This is a genomic window from Streptomyces sp. SGAir0957 (genome assembly GCF_043523415.1).
On record NZ_CP027293.1, the window covers coordinates 6,497,388 to 6,518,391 of the forward strand.

The 21,004-nt window shown below is 72.1% G+C and carries 18 protein-coding genes; 12 read left to right on the plus strand and 6 right to left on the minus strand.

Annotation, left to right across the window (positions count from 1 at the left end):
- Nucleotides 1-15: 15 nt before the first annotated feature.
- Together C1N81_RS34270 and C1N81_RS34275 are read right to left on the minus strand one after the other, a co-directional pair.
- Nucleotides 16-1,668, minus strand: a complete 1,653-nt coding sequence (locus C1N81_RS34270; protein ID WP_394435193.1) for a PucR family transcriptional regulator — start codon at nucleotides 1,666-1,668, stop codon at nucleotides 16-18.
- A gap of 43 nt (nucleotides 1,669-1,711) precedes the next feature.
- Entirely contained in the window at nucleotides 1,712-3,514 is a 1,803-nt protein-coding gene (locus C1N81_RS34275; RefSeq protein ID WP_394438413.1) for a glycoside hydrolase family 15 protein, read from the minus strand.
- Nucleotides 3,515-4,084: 570 nt separating this feature from the next.
- Between C1N81_RS34275 and C1N81_RS34280 the strand changes: the two genes are divergently transcribed.
- From C1N81_RS34280 to C1N81_RS34330, 11 genes are all read left to right on the plus strand, one after another.
- A complete protein-coding gene (locus C1N81_RS34280) occupies nucleotides 4,085-5,758 on the plus strand; it encodes a CTP synthase (RefSeq protein ID WP_394435194.1) in 1,674 nt (557 codons plus the stop codon).
- Between the two features lie 96 nt (nucleotides 5,759-5,854).
- Entirely contained in the window at nucleotides 5,855-6,484 is a 630-nt protein-coding gene (locus C1N81_RS34285; protein ID WP_394435195.1) for an NUDIX domain-containing protein, read from the plus strand.
- 373 nt (nucleotides 6,485-6,857) lie between these two features.
- The gene (locus tag C1N81_RS34290) at nucleotides 6,858-8,945 is read left to right on the plus strand and encodes a tetratricopeptide repeat protein (protein ID WP_394435196.1); all 2,088 of its coding nucleotides are present in this window, start codon (nucleotides 6,858-6,860) and stop codon (nucleotides 8,943-8,945) included.
- Nucleotides 8,946-9,090: 145 nt separating this feature from the next.
- Nucleotides 9,091-10,206 (plus strand): alanine dehydrogenase, encoded by a 1,116-nt coding sequence (ald, locus tag C1N81_RS34295; RefSeq protein ID WP_394435197.1) that lies wholly within the window; start codon nucleotides 9,091-9,093, stop codon nucleotides 10,204-10,206.
- Between the two features lie 344 nt (nucleotides 10,207-10,550).
- The gene (locus C1N81_RS34300) at nucleotides 10,551-11,756 is read left to right on the plus strand and encodes a ParA family protein (RefSeq protein WP_394435198.1); all 1,206 of its coding nucleotides are present in this window, start codon (nucleotides 10,551-10,553) and stop codon (nucleotides 11,754-11,756) included.
- Nucleotides 11,741-12,337, plus strand: coding sequence for a hypothetical protein (locus tag C1N81_RS34305; protein ID WP_394435199.1), 597 nt, complete (start codon nucleotides 11,741-11,743; stop codon nucleotides 12,335-12,337). The genes C1N81_RS34300 and C1N81_RS34305 overlap by 16 nt, the downstream gene beginning before the upstream one ends.
- Nucleotides 12,338-12,364: 27 nt before the next feature.
- Nucleotides 12,365-13,501 (plus strand): segregation and condensation protein A, encoded by a 1,137-nt coding sequence (locus tag C1N81_RS34310; RefSeq protein WP_394435200.1) that lies wholly within the window; start codon nucleotides 12,365-12,367, stop codon nucleotides 13,499-13,501.
- Nucleotides 13,502-13,572: 71 nt separating this feature from the next.
- The gene (gene scpB / locus C1N81_RS34315; protein WP_394438416.1) at nucleotides 13,573-14,166 is read left to right on the plus strand and encodes an SMC-Scp complex subunit ScpB; all 594 of its coding nucleotides are present in this window, start codon (nucleotides 13,573-13,575) and stop codon (nucleotides 14,164-14,166) included.
- Between the two features lie 12 nt (nucleotides 14,167-14,178).
- Nucleotides 14,179-15,384, plus strand: a complete 1,206-nt coding sequence (locus tag C1N81_RS34320; protein ID WP_394435201.1) for a pseudouridine synthase — start codon at nucleotides 14,179-14,181, stop codon at nucleotides 15,382-15,384.
- Between the two features lie 104 nt (nucleotides 15,385-15,488).
- Nucleotides 15,489-16,229 carry an NUDIX hydrolase gene (locus tag C1N81_RS34325; protein WP_394435202.1) on the plus strand — a complete coding sequence of 247 codons (741 nt, stop codon included), beginning with the start codon at nucleotides 15,489-15,491 and terminating at the stop codon, nucleotides 16,227-16,229.
- Nucleotides 16,229-17,260, plus strand: a complete 1,032-nt coding sequence (locus C1N81_RS34330; RefSeq protein WP_394435203.1) for an ADP-ribosylglycohydrolase family protein — start codon at nucleotides 16,229-16,231, stop codon at nucleotides 17,258-17,260. The genes C1N81_RS34325 and C1N81_RS34330 overlap by 1 nt, the downstream gene beginning before the upstream one ends.
- On the opposite strand, the gene C1N81_RS34335 is transcribed toward C1N81_RS34330, so the two are convergent.
- From C1N81_RS34335 to C1N81_RS34350, 4 genes are read right to left on the minus strand one after another with little or no spacing between them, the layout of a single operon-like run.
- Nucleotides 17,233-17,955, minus strand: a complete 723-nt coding sequence (locus C1N81_RS34335; RefSeq protein WP_394435204.1) for a nucleotidyltransferase domain-containing protein — start codon at nucleotides 17,953-17,955, stop codon at nucleotides 17,233-17,235. The genes C1N81_RS34330 and C1N81_RS34335 overlap by 28 nt on opposite strands.
- 22 nt (nucleotides 17,956-17,977) lie before the next feature.
- Complete coding sequence (locus C1N81_RS34340; protein ID WP_394435205.1) at nucleotides 17,978-18,436, minus strand: Rieske (2Fe-2S) protein; 459 nt, start codon at nucleotides 18,434-18,436, stop codon at nucleotides 17,978-17,980.
- Nucleotides 18,433-19,014 carry a DUF6529 family protein gene (locus C1N81_RS34345; protein ID WP_394435206.1) on the minus strand — a complete coding sequence of 194 codons (582 nt, stop codon included), beginning with the start codon at nucleotides 19,012-19,014 and terminating at the stop codon, nucleotides 18,433-18,435. Before C1N81_RS34345 ends, C1N81_RS34340 begins: the two co-directional genes overlap by 4 nt.
- Nucleotides 19,015-19,035: 21 nt before the next feature.
- Nucleotides 19,036-19,704 (minus strand): hypothetical protein, encoded by a 669-nt coding sequence (locus C1N81_RS34350; RefSeq protein WP_394435207.1) that lies wholly within the window; start codon nucleotides 19,702-19,704, stop codon nucleotides 19,036-19,038.
- A 138-nt stretch (nucleotides 19,705-19,842) separates the two neighbouring features.
- On the opposite strand from C1N81_RS34350, the gene C1N81_RS34355 reads away from it, so the two are divergent.
- On the plus strand, nucleotides 19,843-20,928 hold the full coding sequence (locus tag C1N81_RS34355) for a prephenate dehydrogenase (RefSeq protein ID WP_394435208.1): 1,086 nt from the start codon (nucleotides 19,843-19,845) through the stop codon (nucleotides 20,926-20,928).
- The last annotated feature ends 76 nt before the right edge of the window (nucleotides 20,929-21,004 follow it).

Genomic DNA, 21,004 nt, shown 5'->3' on the forward strand with positions numbered 1-21,004 from the left:
TTCATGGAGAAGGGCTCACTGCACGTGGCGGCGGGCCCGTAGCGCCAGGCTCAGCGCGAGGACCGTCTGCGGATCGTCGAGATCCGTGCCGAGCAACTCCCCGATCCGGGCGAGGCGGTTGTAGAGGGTCTGCCGGTTCAGATGCAGCTCGCGGGCGGTCTCCGCCTTGCGGCCCGCGTGCGCCAGGTAGATCTGGAGCGTGGGCAGCAGCGGCGGCTTCGCCCGCCGGTCGTGGTCCTGGAGCGGGCCGATCGCCCGCTCGACGAACGCGGCGAGGGCCCCTTCGTCGTGGCGGTGCAGCCGCCAGAGCAGCAGGTCGATGTCGAGGCGCCGGGCGTCGTGCCACGCCTTGTCGTCCAGGCCCTGCGCCGCCGTCGCCGTCTCCGCCGCGTGGCGCAGGCCCGCCGCCGCCGCGGCCCAGCCGCCCGCGCCGCCGACCACGACGACCGGGGCCTGCGCGCCCGCCCGCCGCATCCCGGCCCGTTCCACCCCGGCCCGCAGTGCCGCCGCGACCCGCGCCGCGACCGTCGGGCGCTCCGCCTCCGCGCGCAGGCCGAGCAGGAGCGGGACCCGCCCCTCGACGGGCCGCACGCCCAGCAGGACCGGGACGCCGACCGAGGCCAGCTCCTCGGACACGGCCCGCGCGAGCACCGCCCAGCCGCCGCCCGGCGAGGAGCCGACCGGGGTCTCCGGCAGCCGCATCACCACGGGAAGGAGCGGTCCCTGCCCGGTCGGCTTGAACCCGAGGACGCGGGCCTGCGCCGGGGCGTCCTCCGGGGCGATCCGGCCCTCCGCGAGGTCGGTGAGGAAGTCGCCGCGCCCGCGCGCCGCCAGCTCCTCCTCCTGCCGCGCCTGCATCAGCACCACGGCGAGGGACCCGGCGGCCCGCTCGGCGGCGATCCGGTGGACCGGGGCGAGCGGCGCCACCACCGGAAGGAGCACGAGCCGCGCCCGCACCGAACCGGCGCCGGGCCCGCCGCCCGGCACGTCCACGAGCACGGCCCCGCCGGGCGGCTCGTCCTGGTGGGTCGCGCGCATCCCCTCCCACACCTGGAGCGGGTCGGCGACGTCACCGGCGGCGCCCGCCGCGTACAGGAGCTGCCCGTCGACGGTCTCCAGGAAGACGGGGTTGCCGCTGAACCCGGCGAGGACGCGCAGCACTTGCGGGACCCCGCCGCCGCCCAGCAGGGCCTCGGTGCAGCGGCGGTGCACGTCCTCGGCGCGGCGAAGGAGCGCGTAGTGCCCGTTGACGATCTCGGTGTGGATCTCCTCGGTGACCGTCACGAACGGGACCTCGCGGTGCAGCTGCACCAGCGGGAGGTTCGCGGCCCGTGCCGTCTCGACGAGCGCGGCGGGCAGCCGCTCGAAGCGCTGGCCCAGCTCTATGACGAGCGCCGCGATGCCCCGCTCGGCCAGCTTGCGGACGAAGGCCCGCTGTTCGGCGGGCCGGGTCCCGAGCCCGTAGCCCGTACTCAGGAGCAGTTCGCCGCCCTTGAGGAGCGACGCGATGTTGGGCACCTCGCCCGCGTGCACCCAGCGCACCGTCCGCTGGAGCCGGTCCGCGCCGGCCACCACCTCGGGCAGCCCGCTGCGAAGGCCCGGCAGCTCCAGGGCGCGCTGCACGGTGATGCCCCCGGGGGCGTTCTGCGGGGTGCGGGAGCTGTCCATGGGGCGGACGCTACCTGCGCGCGCGCCCCACGAACATCCCGGGTCAGCCGCTGTACGCCCCGGAGGACGTGAGCCGCAGCGCCGTGTCGATCAGGGGCACGTGGCTGAACGCCTGCGGGAAGTTGCCGACCTGGCGCTGCAGGTGCGGGTCCCACTCCTCGGCGAGCAGGCCCAGGTCGTTGCGGAGGTTGAGCAGCTTCTCGAAGAGCTTGCGGGCCTCGTCGACCCGGCCGATCATCGCGAGGTCGTCCGCCATCCAGAACGAGCAGGCGAGGAACGCGCCTTCGTCGCCGGGGAGCCCGTCGAGCCCCGCGTTGTCGCCGTCGGTGGGGTAGCGCAGGATGAAGCCGTCAGGGGTGGACAGCTCCCGCTGGATCGCCTCGATGGTGCCGATGACGCGCTTGTCGTCCGGCGGCAGGAAGCCCATCTGCGGGATGAGCAGCAGCGACGCGTCCAGCTCCTTGGAGCCGTAGGACTGCGTGAAGGTGTTGCGCTCGGCGTCGTAACCGCGGGCGCACACGTCCCGGTGGATGTCGTCGCGCAGCTCGCGCCAGCGCTCCAGGGGCCCGTCCGCGTCGCCGGACTCCAAAAGCTTGATGGTGCGGTCGACCGCGACCCACGCCATCACCTTCGAGTGCACGAAGTGGCGGCGCGGACCGCGCACCTCCCAGATGCCCTCGTCCGGTTCGTCCCAGTGCTTCTCCAGGTACTGGATGAGCTTGAGCTGGAGCAGCGACGCGTAGTCGTTGCGGGCCAGGCCCGTCATGTGCGCCAGGTGCAGCGCCTCGGTGACCTCGCCGTACACGTCGAGCTGGAGCTGGTGCGCCGCCCCGTTCCCCACGCGTACGGGCGTCGAGTTCTCGTAGCCGGGCAGCCAGTCCAGCTCGGCCTCGCCCAGCTCGCGCTCGCCCGCGATGCCGTACATGATCTGCAGGTTCTCCGGGTCGCCCGCGACGGCGCGAAGCAGCCACTCGCGCCAGGCGCGGGCCTCCTCGCGGTAGCCGGTGCGCAGGAGCGAGGAGAGGGTGATCGCCGCGTCCCGCAGCCAGGTGTAGCGGTAGTCCCAGTTGCGTACGCCGCCGATCTCCTCCGGCAGGGAGGTGGTGGGCGCGGCGACGATGCCGCCGGTCGGCGCGTACGTGAGCGCCTTCAGCGTGATGAGGGAGCGGACGACGGCCTCGCGGTACGGGCCGTGGTACGTACAGTGCTCGACCCACTCCCGCCAGAACTCCTGGGTCGCCGCGAGCGCGCCCTGCGGGTCCGGCAGGGACGGCGGCTTCTGGTGCGAGGGCTGCCACTGGATGGTGAACGCCACCTGTTCGCCGGGCGACACCGTGAAGTCGGAGTACGTCGTCAGGTTCTTGCCGTACGTCTCCGCCTCCGAGTCCAGCCACACGGAGTCCGGGCCGGCGACCGCGACCGTACGGCCGTCGACCTTGTGCACCCACGGGGTGATCCGCCCGTACGAGAACCGCATCCGCAGCGCCGAACGCATCTGGACGCGCCCGGTGACGCCCTCCACGATGCGGGTGAGCTGCGGCGCGCCGTCACGCGGGGGCATGAAGTCCGTCACGCGGACCGTGCCGCGCGGGGTGTCCCACTCGGACTGGAGGATCAGCGAGTCCCCGAGGTAGCCGCGGCGTGTCGCGGCGGGCGGTTCGGAGTCGGCGGCGTGCGCGGGGCCAAGGCGCCAGAAGCCGTGATCCTCGGTGCCGAGCAACCCGGCGAAAATGGCATGCGAGTCGAAGCGGGGCAGGCACAGCCAGTCGACTGTGCCGTCCCGGCAGACCAGGGCGGCGGTCTGCATGTCTCCGATAAGTGCGTAATCCTCGATGCGCCCGGCCACGTGCGTCTCCAGTCGAACGGCCACGTACGCCCCAGGACCGCGACAGTGGGTCGAGGGGCGATCGCAAATGCGGTCTCAGCGGTCTGCGGTCATAGGTCTAGATGATCGGTCAACGGTCAACGGTCAACGGTTCACAAACGGAAGTCAACGAATCGTCTTGATACGTCGTCGGGGCACGTCGTTGCAAACGAGACGATCAGCCGGTTGTTCCGGCGACGGCACCTGCGGTACGGACGGGGGGTGGCGCCGTTGTGCTGCCGTTTTCCTGTGTGACTCGCCAAGCCGACTGTCGCGAGCAGGATACGACGCGCCCCAGTGATCCGCTTGCCGCTCCTGACAACGCGCCTGCGCCGAAAGGGTGACCACCGGGTGACGATGTCGTGCACCTGTGGTGGGGTGTGCGCGGAGCGTGGCCGGAAGCACCCTGCCCGAGGCGCTGATACCCTGGTAGCCCGTGAGCCGGTGGTCATCGAACCCCCGAACCGCAGCGACGGCGCCTCCCCCCGACAAGGCCGGAGACAGCGCCGGTACGCACCTCCAGACCGCGACCACGGGAGCCCCCTCTTGGCCATGACGCCCAAATCCACGACGACCAAGCACATCTTCGTCACCGGGGGTGTCGCCTCCTCCCTCGGCAAGGGCCTCACCGCCTCCAGCCTCGGGATGCTGCTCAAGGCACGGGGCCTCCGCGTCGTCATGCAGAAGCTCGACCCGTACCTCAACGTCGACCCGGGCACGATGAACCCCTTCCAGCACGGTGAGGTGTTCGTCACCAACGACGGCGCCGAGACCGACCTGGACATCGGCCACTACGAGCGCTTCCTCGACGTCGACCTCGACGGCTCGGCCAACGTCACCACCGGGCAGGTCTACTCCCAGGTCATCGCCAAGGAGCGGCGCGGCGAGTACCTCGGCGACACGGTCCAGGTCATCCCGCACATCACCAACGAGATCAAGCACCGCATCCGGCGCATGGCGACCGACGAGGTCGACGTCGTCATCACCGAGGTCGGCGGCACCGTCGGCGACATCGAGTCGCTGCCGTTCCTGGAGACCGTCCGCCAGGTCCGCCACGAGGTCGGCCGCGACAACGTCTTCGTGGTGCACATCTCGCTGCTGCCCTACATCGGCCCCTCCGGCGAGCTGAAGACCAAGCCCACCCAGCACTCGGTGGCCGCCCTGCGCAACATCGGTATCCAGCCGGACGCCATCGTGCTGCGCTGCGACCGCGAGGTCCCGACCGCCATCAAGCGCAAGATCAGCCTGATGTGCGACGTCGACGAGGACGCCGTCGTGGCCTGCCCCGACGCCCGCTCCATCTACGACATCCCGAAGACCGTGCACGGCGAGGGCCTCGACGCCTACGTCGTCCGCAAGCTGGACCTGCCGTTCCGCGACGTGGACTGGACGACCTGGGACGACCTGCTCGACCGCGTCCACAACCCCGACCACGAGATCGTCATGGCCCTGGTCGGCAAGTACATCGACCTGCCCGACGCCTACCTGTCGGTGACCGAGGCGCTGCGCGCCGGCGGCTTCGCCAACAAGGCCCGCGTCAAGATCAAGTGGGTCACCTCCGACGACTGCAAGACCCCGGCCGGCGCCGCGAAGCAGCTCGGCGACGTCGACGCCATCTGCATCCCCGGCGGCTTCGGCGAGCGCGGCGTGTCCGGCAAGGTCGGCGCGATCCGGTTCGCCCGCGAGAACAAGGTGCCGCTGCTCGGCCTCTGCCTCGGCCTGCAGTGCATCGTCATCGAGGCCGCGCGCAACCTCGCCGACGTGCCGGACGCCAACTCCACCGAGTTCGACCCCGCCACCGCCCACCCCGTCATCGCCACGATGGCCGAGCAGCTCGACATCGTCGCGGGCGAGGGCGACATGGGCGGAACGATGCGCCTCGGCATGTACCCGGCCAAGCTCGCCGAGGGCTCCGTCGCGCGCGAGGTCTACGACGGCAAGGAGTACGTCGAGGAGCGCCACCGTCACCGCTACGAGGTGAACAACGCCTACCGCGCCGAGCTGGAGAAGAAGGCCGGTCTGCAGTTCTCCGGTCTCTCCCCGGACGGCAAGCTCGTCGAGTACGTCGAGTACCCGCGCGAGGTCCACCCCTACCTGGTCGCCACCCAGGCCCACCCCGAGCTGCGCTCGCGCCCGACGCGTCCGCACCCGCTCTTCGCCGGTCTGGTGAAGGCGGCGGTGGAGCGCAAGGTCGCCGCGGCGCAGGGGGCCAAGAAGGCCAAGTAAGGCCTGTCGCACCAGCGATGTACGGTTACCGGGGTGCGTGCCTTTTGCGGCACGTGCCCCGGTTTCTTTTGTGTGTGCGTGGGAGGAAGTGGCGACATGACCGCGATCAAGGACACCGCCGAGCACTGGGAGGTCCGGGCCACCGAGACCCCCTTCGTCGGGAACAAGACCTCCGTACGCACGGATGAGGTCGTCATGCCCGACGGATCGGTCGCCAAGCGCGACTACCAGGTGCACCCCGGCTCCGTCGCCGTCCTCGCCCTCGACGACGAGGACCGCGTCCTCATCCTCAAGCAGTACCGCCACCCCGTCTCCATGAAGCTCTGGGAGATCCCCGCGGGCCTTCTGGACGTCCCCGGCGAGAACCCGCTGCACGCCGCGCAGCGCGAGCTGTACGAGGAGGCGCACGTCAAGGCCGAGGACTGGCGCGTTCTCACCGACGTGTACACCACGCCGGGCGGCTGCTCCGAAGCGGTCCGCATCTTCCTCGCGCGGGGTCTCTCCGAGGCGGAGGGCGCCCGCTTCGAGGTGGAGGACGAGGAGGCGGACATGGAGCTGGCGCGGGTGCCTCTGGCGGACCTGGTTTCCGGGGTGCTCGGGGGAGACCTTCACAACAACTGCCTTGTGGTGGGGGTGCTTTCGCTCAGCGCGGCGCGGTCCGAGGGGCTTGTGGAGGGGTTGCGGCCGGCCGAGGCGGAGTGGCCTGCGCGGCCGTTCGACGCGTAGTCGCCGTGGGGGCGACGGTTCTCGGGCGTCCTCGGCTGCGTCGTGGCTGGTCGCGCAGTTCCCCGCGCCCCTGGAGCATGCGGCTTCGCCGCAGCCCCATGGTGCGCTGAGATGCCGCACGCAGTGCGCATCTCGGGGGCGCGGGGAACTGCGCGACCAGCCACGACGAGAGCCGCGCTCGTCCGCTCACCGCAGATCCGCGGCGCAGTCGTCACCCCCCGAACCGGCGGAGCCCACCGCTAATGCGACAACCCGCTGATCCGATCGGGCGATCTTGGCGCGCCGCTCGCCCGGGGCGGACCCGTTCACTGAACTAGGCTCGGGAACGCCCCTGCCGACCCCCGGAGGGGCTGGGTGAGACGGAGCGTGGCCCGTGACGGATCAGGCGGTCGAATCGGACGACGAGACGGCGGTCGGGCCGTCCCCTCGTGGCGTGACGGGCCGTCAGTTCCTGGGCCGCAGGCGGGAGTTGAAGGAGCTGCGGGCGGACATCGAGCGCGCGGGGCTCGACACCCTGTCCGGCCGGAAAGCCCCCCGCGCCCGAGTCCTGCTGATCGCGGGACGCCCTGGCACGGGCCGCACCGCACTCGCCGAGGAGCTGCTGCGCCAGGTCGCCGACCGGTACCCGGACGGGGCGCTGCGCACCCGGCTCACCGCGCCGGACGGCACCCCCGTACCGACCGAACGGGTCGCCCGTGACCTGCTGAACGCGCTCAAGCTGCCGGCGCCCGCGGGGGAGTCGGCCGACGACCTGGCCGAGCGGTTGCGCGAGGGGCTCTCGGTGCGCCGGGTCGTGCTGCTGCTCGACGACGCGGGGGACGCCGAGCACGTCGACCCGCTGCTTCCGGACACCCCGGACTGTCTGGTCGTCGCCGTCGCCGAGGGCCCGCTCACCGGTATCCCGGACGTACGGCCCTGCACGGTCGGCGGGCTCGACACCAAGTCCGCCCTCGAACTGCTCACCGAGCACATCGGGTCCGTCCGCGTCACCTGTGATCCGCGCTCGGCCGAGTCCCTGGTCGAACTGTGCGCCGGGGAGCCCGCCGCCCTGGGGATCGCCGGTGGCTGGCTGGCCAGGAGGCCCAAGGAGTCCGTCGCCGATCTCGCCCGGCAGCTGCACGCGCAGGACGGCGACGGGCCCGCACTCGTACGCGTCTTCCGGCACTCCTATGCGGCCCTGCCGGGACCGGCCGCCCGCATACTGCGCTATCTGTCGCTTGCCCCCGAGGGGTATGTCGACCCGCACACCGCGTCCGCGCTGGCCGGCTGCTCCGTCTCCGCGGCCCGCGCCACGCTCGACGACTTCGTCGCCCTCGGGCTCGTCCGGGCGGTCGGCACGCGGCTGCCGCAGTACGAGGTGCCGAGCTGCCTGATCCCGTTGTTGCGCGGGCTCACCGAGACCCAGGACCGGCCCGGCGAACTCCAGCTGGCCCGCGCCCGCATGCTGGAACGGACCGTCCGCCTGCTGAGCTCCTGCCGCGCCGTCACCGAGCCCGCCGACAGCCCGGCCCGCAAGAAACTCGCCGGACTGCCCAGCGCCCTGCGCTTCTCCGACCCGGCCGCCGCGGCGGAGTGGCTGCACGCCAGGCAGCCCGCGCTGCTCGCCGCGGCCCGGCTCGCCGTGGCGGACGGCGACCTCGACACGCTGGCCCGGCGGCTGATGGCCGGGCTCGTGCGGGCCATGGTCGCGCACCGGGGCACCGAGACCGCCGCGCCCGAGCTGTACGCGATCCACGGCATGGTCCTCGACGTCGCCGAGCGGCGGAACCTGCCGAGGGAGAAGGCCGCCGCGCTGCTCAACCTCGGCGACCTGGACGCCGGGACCGGGCGGACACGGGAGGCGCTGGCCCGCTACCGGACCGCGCTCGACGCCGGACGCGCCGCGCAGGACCCGTACGCCACGGGCCGCGCGATGGAATCCGTAGGCGGCGCGTACCAGCAGCTGGAGGACTGGCACCGGGCCGCCGACTGGTACGGCCGGGCCCTCGCCCAGCGGCTCGCCCGGGGTGAGCGGAGCGACGCCGCGCGGCTGCACGGGCGCATCGCCACCGTCCACACGTACGCGGGGCGCTACGGCGAGGCGCTGCGCGGCTGGCGCTCGGCGATCGCCGGGTACCGCAAGGAGGGTGACGTGCCCGCCCAGGCGCGGGCGCTGAGCGAGCTGGCCCGGGTGCAGGAGTACGCCGGGCGGCCCGAGGAGTCGCTGCGCACCTGCCAGGAGGCGGCCGAGTGGGCGCGGCAGGCCGAGGACGTACGGCTCCAGGCGGCGCTCCAGCTGCGGCTCGCGGACACCCTCGAACGGCTCGGCGACCCCGCCGCGGCCAAGCTGCACCGGGGTGCCGCCGAGCGCATGCTGGGAGAGGAGGCGGTGGCGGGCACCGCAGACGGCGCTCCGGAAGCAAACCCTTCGGAACAAGCAGCTAACACCTGCGAAATCCGTAGTGCTTCACCTGAAGATTGATGTATCGAAAGGCTAGACAGCTCGAAAACCTTCATTAGACTGGCTCCGCCGCGTGCTTCCGTGGCGTCTCCCGGTGTGTCCTTCGGCGCACTGGTATGCAGTGCAATGACCGGTATATCCCCAGAGCCAAGGACCGTGATCGACGATGAAGGTCGGCATCCCCCGCGAGGTCAAGAACAACGAGTTCCGGGTGGCCATCACCCCCGCAGGCGTGCATGAGCTGGTGCGCCACGGCCACCAGGTCTTCGTCGAGCGGAACGCCGGTGTGGGCTCCTCGATCCCGGACACGGAGTACGTCGCCGCGGGGGCGCGGATCCTCGACACCGCCGACGAGGTGTGGGCCACCGCCGACCTGCTCCTCAAGGTCAAGGAGCCGATCGCGGAGGAGTACCACCGCCTCCGCAAGGACCAGACGCTCTTCACCTACCTGCACCTGGCCGCGTCCAAGGAGTGCACCGACGCGCTCCTGGAGTCCGGCACGACCGCCATCGCCTACGAGACGGTCGAGACCGCGAACCGCCAGCTGCCGCTGCTCGCCCCGATGTCCGAGGTCGCGGGCCGGCTCGCCCCGCAGGTCGGCGCCTACCACCTGATGGCCGCGAACGGCGGCCGCGGTGTGCTGCCCGGCGGTGTCCCCGGCGTCCTCGCCGGCAAGGCCGTCGTCATCGGCGGCGGCGTCTCCGGCTGGAACGCCGCGCAGATCGCCATCGGCATGGGCTTCCACGTGACCCTGCTCGACAAGGACATCAACAAGCTCAAGGAAGCCGACAAGATCTTCGGCACGAAGATCCAGACCGTCGTCTCCAACGCCTTCGAGCTGGAGAAGGCGTGCCTGGAGGCCGACCTCGTCATCGGCGCCGTCCTCATCCCCGGCGCCAAGGCGCCGAAGCTCGTCACCAACGAGCTGGTGTCGCGCATGAAGGCGGGAAGTGTCCTTGTCGACATCGCGATCGACCAGGGCGGCTGCTTCGAGGACTCGCACCCGACGACGCACGCCGAGCCGACCTTCCCGGTCCACAACTCGGTCTTCTACTGCGTCGCCAACATGCCCGGCGCCGTGCCCAACACGTCGACATATGCGCTGACCAACGCCACGCTCCCGTACATCGTCGAGCTGGCCAACCGCGGCTGGGCCGACGCCCTGCGCCGTGACCGCGCGCTCGCCCTGGGCCTCAACACGCATGACGGCAAGGTGGTTTACAAGGAGGTCGCGGAGGCCCACGGCCTCGACCACGTCGACCTCGACACGCTGCTCGGCTAGCACCGGCCGGGAGGGCGCCGCCCGGCGGCGTCAACAAAAGTCGTCAATCTCACGCTTACGGCCGGACCTTGCCAGGGGTCCGGCCGTAAGCGCATGGGTACGGACTTGGTCAACTCGCGGTGAACGTAACCCTTTAGCCGATTCGCGCCCCCGCGAAACGCCCCGAAGAACCGCCGCACGCCCTTGACATGAGGGTGTTCCGTTGCCGACACATCCTGCCGGGTACGGCGGATTGTGTTGCTGCGGAGCGGTGACACGCCATAGAGTCGCCAACCGTCGGCATGGTGCCACGCTGACCTATCGATAAATTGTTCCTGGTCACATCCAAGGAGGTAAGACGACTTGTGAATGAGTCGACATTTACTCCCGGAGGTGCCCAGCCAGGCGGACAGGGACCCGCGGGGCTTCAAGCTGTCGGCTCCGTAGCTGTGCGTACCTTCGCGGCCCACCAGAGCGGCTTCCAGAGCAGCACTCACCAGCAGCCGAGCAGCCCCCAGCCAAAGCCGACGCAGACAGCACACCAGAGCATGGATGGCCATCACGTGAACGCCATGGCCGGCGACCGAAGCGGCGACACCTCACCCAGCCACTTCGCCGACTACGACGAACTGTCCCCCGAGGGGCACTTCTACGACCCCGACGCCGAGTACGAGCCGGACCCCGAGTACGCGGCCACGCTTGCCCCGGACGCTGCCAGGCAGCGCCGTGAGCGCGTCGGCCCCACCGGGCGCCCGCTGCCGTACTTCCCGATTCCAGGACCGCTGACCGACCACGGCCCCGCGAAGATCATCGCGATGTGCAACCAGAAGGGCGGCGTCGGCAAGACCACGTCGACCATCAACCTGGGTGCCGCGCTCGCCGAGTACGGCCGCCGGGTCCTGCTCGTCGACTTCGACCCGCAGGGCGCCCTGTCGGTGGGCCTGGGTGTGAACCCGATGGAGCTCGACCTCACGGTCTACAACCTGCTCATGGAGCGGGGCATGTCGGCGGACGAGGTCCTCCTGAAGACCGCGGTCCCCAACATGGACCTGCTGCCGAGCAACATCGACCTGTCCGCCGCCGAGGTGCAGCTGGTCAGCGAGGTCGCGCGCGAGTCCACGCTCCAGCGCGCCCTCAAGCCGCTCATGGCCGACTACGACTACATCGTGATCGACTGTCAGCCCTCGCTCGGCCTGCTCACGGTCAACGCGCTCACCGCAGCGCACAAGGTCATAGTGCCGCTGGAGTGCGAGTTCTTCGCACTGCGCGGTGTGGCCCTGCTGACCGAGACCATCGAGAAGGTCCAGGAGCGGCTCAACCCCGAGCTCGAGCTCGACGGCATCCTCGCCACCATGTACGACTCCCGCACGGTGCACAGCCGTGAGGTGCTCGCGCGCGTGGTCGAGGCGTTCGACGACCACGTCTACCACACGGTCATCGGGCGCACGGTCCGCTTCCCGGAGACCACGGTCGCCGGTGAGCCGATCACCACGTACGCCTCGAACTCCGTCGGTGCCGCGGCCTACCGCCAGCTCGCCAGGGAGGTGCTCGCCCGGTGTCACGCCGAGTGAGTCTGCCGGGGGCCGACGAACTGTTCCGTACGACCGGGGGAATGGCACTGCAGGCGTCGTCACCGCGGCGCCCGGCGAACGGCGAGGCACGGGTCCCGGGCCCGGCGGGCGAGAGCGACGAGGCGGCGGCCGCGCCCGCCGCCGCCGACGAGTCCGACTCCGAAACGGCGTCCGCGTCCGCGCCCGCCGGCGAGCACACGGCGTCGGACGCCGAGTCGGAGGGCGGCTCGCGCAACCGGGCCGCCACCGCGGAGGCCGGGGAGAAGTCCACCCGGCGCGTGTCCGGCACGGCGCAGGAGGGTTCCGGGGGAGGGCGCAGCTCGACCGCGGCCGCCCGGCGCCGCTCCCGCGCCGCCAACCGGCGCCCCAGCGGCCGCGAGCGGCACGACGAGAAGATCACCGTGTACGTCTCCGCCGAGGAGCTGATGGACCTCGAGCACGCCCGCCTGGTGCTGCGCGGCGAGCACGGCCTCGCCGTCGACCGCGGCCGTATCGTGCGCGAGGCGGTCGCCGTGGTCCTGGCCGACCTGGAGTCCCGCGGGGACGCGAGCATTCTCGTACGCCGCCTGCGCGGACGCTAGCCGCGTCGGCGGTAGCCTCCGGCAGTGATGCCCGTGAACGATTCCTCTCCCGCGCCCGGCCGGGGCGCGCGCCGGCGCGCACTGGGCCGCGGGGTGGCTCCGCCGGTCGAGCCGGGGCAGGTGGCGGGGGAACCGGAGATCGCCGAGCCCGAGCCCAGGTCAGAGTCCGAGTCTGATTCCGGGGCGGTGCCCGAGGCCGGGCCGGATGTCGTGGCCGCGGCGGACGCTGTGCCGCAGGCCGGTGCGGGACCGGAGCCGGTCTCCGAGAGCGTGCCGGTCTCCGAGGGCCTGCCGGTCCCCGAGAGCGTGCCGGTCCCCGAGGATGCCGGGGCCGGGCCCGAGGGTGATGACGGGCGCTTCAAGGTGCGGCTCGCCAACTTCGAGGGGCCGTTCGACCTGCTGCTCCAGCTCATCTCCAAGCACAAGCTGGACGTCACCGAGGTCGCCCTGTCCAAGGTCACCGACGAGTTCATGGCGCACATCCGAGCCATGGGCCCCGACTGGGACCTCGACCAGACGACCGAGTTCCTCGTCGTCGCGGCGACGCTGCTCGATCTGAAGGCCGCCCGGCTGCTGCCCGCCGCCGAGGTGGAGGACGAGGCCGACCTCGCGCTGCTCGAAGCCCGCGACCTGCTGTTCGCGCGGCTCCTGCAATATCGCGCGTACAAACGGATCGCCGACATCTTCAGCGGGCGGCTCGACGACGAGGCGCGGCGCTACCCGCGCACCGTGGGGCTCGAGCCGCACCATGCCGAGCTGCTGCCCGACGTCGTCATCAAGATCGGCGCCGAGGGGTTCGCCGAGCTGGCGGTGAAGGCGATGCAGCCGAAACCCAAGCCGCAGGTGTACGTCGACCACATCCACGCGCCGCTGGTCAGCGTCCAGGAGCAGGCCGGTCTCGTGGTGGCACGCCTTCGGGAGATGGGCGAGGCGACCTTCCAGGTGCTGGTGGCCGACACCGAGGACACCCTGACCGTCGTCGCACGCTTCCTGGCACTCCTTGAGCTGTACCGGGAGAAGGCCGTCGCCCTGGAGCAGGAGGAGGCGCTCGGTGAGCTGCTCGTGCGCTGGACCGGCGAGGAGACGACGCGGCCCGTCGTGACCGACGAGTTCGACCGGGCGCCCGAACCGGTGGCCGACAACGAGGAGAGGGAGAAGGAGTGAGCGTGGAGACCGAGATCACCGAGGACGGGGTGGCCGGGCTCGCCCTGCGCCCCGCCCTCGAAGCCGTCCTGATGGTCGTCGACGAACCCGCCACCGAGGAGCACCTCGCCAAGATCCTCCAGCGGCCGAAGCGGGCCGTCGCGGACGCGCTGCGGGAGCTGGCCGACGAGTACACGGTGCAGGGGCGCGGTTTCGAGCTGCGCCTGGTCGCCGGTGGCTGGCGCTTCTACACGCGGCCCGAGTACGCGGCGGCCGTCGAGGGATTCGTGCTCGACGGGCAGGTCGCCCGGCTGACACAGGCCGCCCTGGAGACGCTGGCCGTGGTCGCGTACCGCCAGCCGGTCAGCCGTTCCCGGGTCTCCGCCGTGCGCGGAGTGAACTGTGACGGGGTCATGCGGACCCTGTTGCAGAGGGGGCTGGTGGAGGAGGCGGGCGCGGAACCCGAAACAGGTGCGATCCTGTACAGGACGACGAACTACTTTCTGGAGCGGATGGGCCTGCGCGGCCTGGACGAGCTGCCGGAGCTCGCGCCCTTCCTCCCCGAGGCGGACGCGATCGAGGCCGAGACGCTGGAAGGGGTTCCGTCGTTCGATCCGGACGCACCCGATGCGCCGGGTTCCGAGTACGGCAAGTACTCCGATCACCCCGATCACGCAGCCGACTAGACGGAAATTGTGATGCGAAGCAGCAGCGGCAGGAACAGCAGCGGAAACAACGGCGGGAGCCGTGGTGGCAACAGCGGCGGCCGCGGCGGTAGCGGCGGTGGCGCCCGTGGCGGAAGCGGCGGCGGCGGCCGTGGCGGAAGCGGCGGCGGCCCCCGCGGCGCGAGTGGCGGTGGCCGCGGCTCCTACCGCGGTGCCGACAACGACCGCGACGAGAAGCAGGCCGGCGCGGGCCGTCCGAAGAAGCCGCGTCCCGAGGAGCGGCGTTACGACGTGGGCCCCGGCTCCACGCAGGACGGTCCGAAGTCGGGCCGTGGCGCGTCCGCGCGCGGCGGCGCCAAGGGCGGCCCGAAGCGCGGGCAGCAGCCCGGGCAGAGCCGTGGGCGCTGGGTTCCGGCGACCTCGCGCGAGTACGAGGCGCGGGCCGAGGAGCGCAACCGCGAGCGGTATGCGGGCAAGAAGGAAGTGAAGCTCCCCAAGACCTTCCCCGGCGCCGAGCAGGAGGGCGAGCGGCTGCAGAAGGTCCTGGCCCGTGCCGGTTACGGCTCGCGCCGCGCCTGCGAGGAGCTGGTCGAGCAGGCCCGCGTCGAGGTCAACGGCGAGATCGTGCTCGAGCAGGGCATGCGCGTCGACCCGGAGAAGGACGAGATCAAGGTCGACGGCCTGACGGTGGCCACGCAGTCGTACCAGTTCTTCGCCCTGAACAAGCCGGCCGGCGTCGTCTCCACGATGGAGGACAACGAGGGGCGGCAGTGCCTCGGCGACTACACGAACAACCGTGAGACGCGGCTGTTCCACGTCGGGCGGCTCGACACCGAGACCGAGGGCGTCATCCTGCTCACCAACCATGGCGAGCTGGCGCACCGGCTGACCCACCCCAAGTACGGCGTGAAGAAGGTCTACCTCGCGCACATCGTCGGCCCGATCCCGCGCGACCTGGGCAAGCAGCTCAAGGACGGCATCCAGCTGGAGGACGGGTACGCGAAGGCGGACCACTTCCGGGTCGTCGAGCAGACCGGCAAGAACTACCTGGTCGAGGTGACCCTGCACGAGGGGCGCAAGCACATCGTGCGGCGCATGCTCGCGGAGGCCGGGTTCCCCGTCGACAAGCTGGTCCGGGTCGCGTTCGGCCCGATCACGCTCGGCGACCAGAAGTCGGGCTGGCTGCGGCGGCTGTCCAACACCGAGGTCGGCATGTTGATGAAGGAAGTCGACCTCTAGGCCGTCGTCAGGCGTGCGGGCCGTGCGAAAACAGCCGTAGGGCTTGTTCGTGGCAGCCCCCTCCCTTTAAAGTCTCATGGACCAATAAGGGAGGGGGCTGCCGTATGCACGGCTACGACAAGCACGCCTATGAGCCCTTCGCCGTCACCGTCGACCTCGCCGTCTTCACGCTCCGCGCGGGCCAACTGCAGATCCTGCTCGTCGAGCGCGGGCAGGAGCCGTACGCGGGCCGCTGGGCGCTGCCCGGCGGGTTCCTGGAGCCCGCCGAGTCCGCGGAGAGCGCGGCGCGGCGCGAGCTGGCCGAGGAGACGGGGCTGAGCGATGTGGCCGGGCTCCACCTGGAGCAGTTGCGCACCTACAGCGAGCCGGACCGCGACCCCAGGATGCGGGTCGTCTCCGTCGCGTTCGCCGCGCTCGTCCCCGACGCCCCGCAGGCGCACGGCGGCGGGGACGCGGCCCGCGCCGCCTGGCTGCCCTACGAGCCGGGGGCGCGCGGCGCGTACGGGCCGCTCGCCTTCGACCACGACCGGATCCTCGCCGACGCCCACGAACGGATCGGCGGCAAGCTCGAATACACCTGCCTCGCCACGGCGTTCTGCCCGCCCGAGTTCACCCTCGGCGAGCTGCGCCAGGTCTACGAGGTGGTCTGGGGCAGCGAACTCGACCCGGCGAACTTCCGCCGCAAGGTCCTCGCGACCCCCGGCTTCGTCGAACAGATCCCCGGCGCCTCCCGGCTGACCGGCGGCCGCGGCAAACCCGCCGCCCTCTACCGGGCGGGCGGCGCGACCGCCCTGCTCCCGCCCCTGCTCAAGCCCGTGTCGGACGCCACGGAGGGAACCCGCTGATGACCCCGACGACTCCGCTGACCAAGAACCCCGCGACCGGCTCCCTGCTCGGGCTCGCCCTGGGCGACGCGCTCGGCTTCCCGACGGAGTTCAACGACGTACCGGCGATCCTCGCCAAGTGCGGCCCCTGGCGCGAGATGGAGCTGCCGGGCCCGGTCGCGTACATCACGGACGACACGCAGATGGCGCTCGCCGTCGCCCGCGCGCTGCGCACCGCGACGGGGCGCGGACCGCTCGACGCGGCACGCTTCGAGCCGCCCCTGCGGGCCGAGTTCGTGGCCTGGTACCGCTCGCCGGAGAACAACCGAGCGCCCGGCAACACCTGCCTGCGCGCCTGCGACCTGCTCACCGCCGAGGACCGGCGCTGGCAGGACGCGAGCCAGATCCACTCCAAGGGCTGCGGCGCCAACATGCGGGTCACCCCGCTCGGCCTGCTGCCCGGCCTCAGCGACGAGCAGCGGGCGGGCGCCGCCCAGCTGCAGGCCGGACTCACCCACGGCCACCCCACCGCCCTCGCCGCCTCCGACCTCACCGCACACGCCGTGCGCCTCCTCGCCGAGGGCGCCGAACCCACCGGCCTCGTGGGCCTGCTCCGCTCGTACGCGTACGAGAACCGCGAGACCTACCACGAGCGCTGGCTCGGCGACCTGTGGACCCGGAGCGACGCACCGACCCCCGCGGCCTTCATCGCCGCGGGCTGGGACGAATGCCTCGCCGCCCTGGACCGCCTCCGCGACGCCCTGCGCTCCCCGTCCCCGGAGACCGACCCGTGCCTCGCCACCGGCGCCGGCTGGATCGCCGAGGAGGCCCTCGCCACCGCCCTCCTGTCCTTCCTCCTCTTCGTCGACGCCCCCGCCCTCGCCCTCCGCCGCGCCGCCTGCACCTCCGGCGACTCGGACTCGATCGCAGCCCTGACCGGCGCCTTCGCAGGAGCCCACCTGGGCACGGACGCCTGGCCGAAGGAATGGGCGGAGCGAGTGGAACACCGGGACGAGCTGAGGGCTTACGGGGCGGAGTGGGACGCGCTCTGACCAGCGGCTGAGGCGCGGCGGGTGCTGATCAGGAAGTCCTCCACGCGGGGGCGGTCCGGGGTTTTGGGGAGGGGGGTGTGGCGGGCCGCGTCTTCCGTTTCTGTTGCCAGGCGGGTCATTCGGCGGTCGATCTCCGGCCACGGGACCTCGCCGCGTTTCACCGCCAGCAGTGCCTCGCGCTGGTCGCCCACGTCGATGGTCAGGCTGCCCGTGCGCAGCAGGTCGCGGCAGGAGGTGAGCAGGCGGAGCAGGTGCATGGCGTGTTTCCAGCGCGGGGCGCCGTGGGTGCGGACGTCGGCCTCCAGTTTGCGGCGCTGGCTGACCGCGTACCGGGCGAACGTCTCGTGGGCCTGCTGGGAGAGGAAGGCGTCGCGCAGGGAAAGGAGTTCGCGGCCGGTGTCCGTCAGGTGCTCGACGACGGGGGAGTGCAGGCACTCCAGGACGTTCGGGTTGGCGCGCAGGGCCAGTTCGCAGAAGCGCTCCAGCTCCCAGGAGAACTGTTCCTCCGCCGGGCCCTCGACGTGCGTCGGCGGCTTGTCGAACCGCCAGAACAGCGGGGTCGGCGCCAGGTACACGCCCCGGCGGTCCGTGTCGCTGCCCTCCGTGGCCAGGCCGAAGGCGTGCGAGCCCATCACGCAGGCGTAGATCGTGTGGTCGCGCACCAGCTCGTACGGGTGCGGCTCTTCCCGTTCCATCCCGGGAGCGTACGGGGCCGGCTCAGCCCAGCGAGATCGATTTTCCGGTGACCGTGATCTTCTGGGGCGGCAGCGGGCGCGGCGCGGGGCCGCCCGCCACCGACGCGTCCGCGATCCTGTACTTCGAGCCGTGGCACGGGCAGTTGATCGTGCCCCCCGACACCGAGTTCACCGTGCAGCCCTGATGCGTACAGACCGCCGAGAACGCCTTGAAGTCGCCCTGCGCCGGCTGCGTCACCACGACCTTCTTGTCGGGGAAGATCTTCCCGCCGCCGACCGGGATGTCGGACGTCTTCGCCAGTTCGTTCGCGGCGGCGGAAGGCTTCCCGGACGGGTTGGCGCCGGAGGGCCCCGAGGACGCGGCCGTGGCCGAGGACTCCTCGCCGCTCCCGCCGCCCCCCTCGCCGTACTTGCTGCACCCCGCCGCGAGCGCCGCCGCCCCCGCCACGAGCACGCTGCGCCGCGTCGCCGCCGGCTTCATGTCGTCACCCCCACCGTGCGGAAGAACCAGAGCGCCGACGTCAGCCACAGCAGCGTCAGGACCGCGAACGCCAGGCCGCCGACGACCGGGAGCAGCCAGCCCGGCAGCCGCTCCGCGCGCAGGAGCAGCATCTTGGCGCTGAACGCGCCGAAGAAGAAGCAGCCGAGGAAGGAGTGCCACATGACGCGGGTCGAGTACGTCTGATAGCCGAGCGCGTACAGGCAGTGCACCGCCACGGGCACGGCGAGGAGGAAGGCGACCCGGCCGGACCAGCGGTGCAGGGCGGGCGCCCACGCCGGGCCGCGCAGCTTCCCGTAGACCATGAACGCCGACACCACCTGGACGAGCGCGAAGGCGAACGCCGCCGTCGCCAGCCAGGACTTCACCGCGCTCGTGCTGGAGAAGCCCGCCAGGTTGAACGCCGTGCCCTCCGGGTCGTGGGCCTTGCCGTACACACCGAGGCCCACCGCCACGGCGGCCGCGACGACGGCGGGCACCAGATAGCGGGCCGCGCCCGGACCCCGGCCGGGTTCGGGGCTCGGGAAGCTCTGGGTCGGGGCGTTCGGGTCGATGGTCATGACTACCCCTTGCGAAAGTGGTCAGGGCACGACGGGACGCGCGGTGAGCTGTTCGCCGCCGACCGTGACGGCGCCGGTCTCCGGGTCGACGGGGGGTGCGGCGGACGGTGTGCCGTTCTCGCGGACGATGCCGACCTGGCGGCCGTCGGGCAGCACGATCCAGCCGCCGTCGATCTTCGCGCCGCGCACCTCGGTGGTGGCGCGGTACAGGCCGGACGGCTTGACGGCCTTCTTCGCGGTGAAGTCCTGCGGCCCGTCGTGGACGCGGACGGTGCCCCGGATCCGCTCGTCGGCGAGGGTCCCGGCCAGTGTGGCGCCGTTCTTGCCGGTGAGCCTCATGGAGCCGTCGTCCTCGACGTCGCCCTTCAGCCAGGACTCCTTGGTGCGGCCGTCGCAGTAGTACGCGATCGCTTTCCGTCCCCGTACGGAGACGGAGACGGCCGCGACGTCGTCGTTTGTGCGGCCCGCGTACTGGGTCTTTCCGCGGGCCGCCGTCCGCGACGGACCGGGGCTCGCGGCCGGGCCCGCCTTCGAGGCGCTCGGCGAGGGGGAGACCGAAGGCGACGCCGTGGCCGCCGGAGCGCCCGCGTACGATGCGTTCCCCTCGCCCGTCGTCGCGTTGAGCGACAGCATGATCAGCGCCAGGGCGAGCCCGGCGTACAGCGTGTAGAGCGGTCCCGAGCGCTTCATCACGAGCCTCCCCCGAGGCGGCAGGTACCGCCCTCCATGCAAGCAGCTCCGGGGGGACGGCGACAGGGTTCCGTCCGGGCCAACTAGGCTGGACCCCTGCCTCCCCGCTGCCGCCGCCCCGCGCAAGGACATCGCCCCGTGAGAACCGCACTCGTCATCGGAACCGGCCTCATCGGCACCTCCGCCGCCCTGGCCCTGGCCTCGCGCGGCGTCGCCGTGCACCTCGCCGACCACGACACCGCGCAGGCCCGCACCGCCGCCGCGCTCGGCGCCGGGACGGACGAGGCGCCCGGGGGCCCGGTCGACCTGTGCGTCGTCGCCGTGCCGCCCGCCCATGTCGCCGCGACGCTCGCCGACGCCATGCGGAAGGGCGCGGCCCGCGCCTACCTCGACGTCGCCAGCGTCAAGGGCGGCCCGCGCCGCGACCTCGAAGCGCTCGGCCTCGACCTGACCTCGTACATCGGCACGCACCCGATGAGCGGCCGGGAGCGCAGCGGCCCGCTCGCCGCGACCGCCGACCTCTTCGAGGGCCGCCCCTGGGTGCTGACCCCGACCCGGGACACCGACACCGAGGTCCTGAACCTCGCCCTGGAACTGGTCGCGCTGTGCCGGGCCGTGCCCGTCGTGATGGACGCCGACGCCCACGACCGGGCCGTCGCGCTCGTCTCGCACATGCCCCACCTGGTCTCCAACATGGTCGCGGCCCGCCTGGAGAACGCCGAGGAGAGCGCCGTACGCCTGTGCGGCCAGGGCATCCGCGACGTGACCCGGATCGCCGCCTCGGAGCCGGGCATGTGGATCGACATCCTCTCCGCGAACCCGGGCCCCGTCGCCGACCTGCTCTCCGCCGTCTCCGCCGACCTCGACGAGACGGTCCAGGCGCTGCGCTCCCTCCAGTCCAGCGACGACGCCAAGCGCCGCGCGGGCGCCGAGGGCGTCGAGACCATGCTGCGCCGGGGCAACGCGGGGCAGAGCCGGGTCCCCGGCAAGCACGGCGCCGCCCCGGCCGCGTACGAGATCGTCGCCGTCCTCATCTCCGACCAGCCCGGCGAGCTGGCCCGGATCTTCGCGGACGCGGGCGCCGCCGGCGTGAACATCGAGGACGTCCGCATCGAGCACGCCACCGGGCAGCAGGCCGGTTTCGTGCAGCTCATGGTGGCGCCCGCCGCCGCGCCCAGGCTGGCGGCGTCGCTGCGCGAGCGTGGCTGGGCCATGCGGCAGTAGGAGCGGCCGTAAGAGGCGCTCGCGGGAGCCAGTAACCTTGTGCGGGGTGCCTTCGCGCCCCGTCCTCCTGCCCCGT

Bases quoted from the DNA above. Each gene is read 5' to 3' on its own strand.
- C1N81_RS34270 (WP_394435193.1), bottom strand. From the start codon at position 1,668: ATGGACAGCTCCCGCACCCCGCAGAACGCCCCCGGGGGCATCACCGTG.
- C1N81_RS34345 (WP_394435206.1), bottom strand. From the start codon at position 19,014: ATGACCATCGACCCGAACGCCCCGACCCAGAGCTTCCCGAGCCCCGAA.
- C1N81_RS34335 (WP_394435204.1), bottom strand. From the start codon at position 17,955: ATGGAACGGGAAGAGCCGCACCCGTACGAGCTGGTGCGCGACCACACG.
- C1N81_RS34320 (WP_394435201.1), top strand. From the start codon at position 14,179: ATGCGAAGCAGCAGCGGCAGGAACAGCAGCGGAAACAACGGCGGGAGC.
- C1N81_RS34285 (WP_394435195.1), top strand. From the start codon at position 5,855: ATGACCGCGATCAAGGACACCGCCGAGCACTGGGAGGTCCGGGCCACC.
- C1N81_RS34340 (WP_394435205.1), bottom strand. From the start codon at position 18,436: ATGAAGCCGGCGGCGACGCGGCGCAGCGTGCTCGTGGCGGGGGCGGCG.
- ald (WP_394435197.1), top strand. From the start codon at position 9,091: ATGAAGGTCGGCATCCCCCGCGAGGTCAAGAACAACGAGTTCCGGGTG.
- C1N81_RS34280 (WP_394435194.1), top strand. From the start codon at position 4,085: ATGACGCCCAAATCCACGACGACCAAGCACATCTTCGTCACCGGGGGT.
- C1N81_RS34350 (WP_394435207.1), bottom strand. From the start codon at position 19,704: ATGAAGCGCTCGGGACCGCTCTACACGCTGTACGCCGGGCTCGCCCTG.
- C1N81_RS34330 (WP_394435203.1), top strand. From the start codon at position 16,229: ATGACCCCGACGACTCCGCTGACCAAGAACCCCGCGACCGGCTCCCTG.
- C1N81_RS34310 (WP_394435200.1), top strand. From the start codon at position 12,365: ATGCCCGTGAACGATTCCTCTCCCGCGCCCGGCCGGGGCGCGCGCCGG.
- C1N81_RS34325 (WP_394435202.1), top strand. From the start codon at position 15,489: ATGCACGGCTACGACAAGCACGCCTATGAGCCCTTCGCCGTCACCGTC.
- scpB (WP_394438416.1), top strand. From the start codon at position 13,573: ATGGTCGTCGACGAACCCGCCACCGAGGAGCACCTCGCCAAGATCCTC.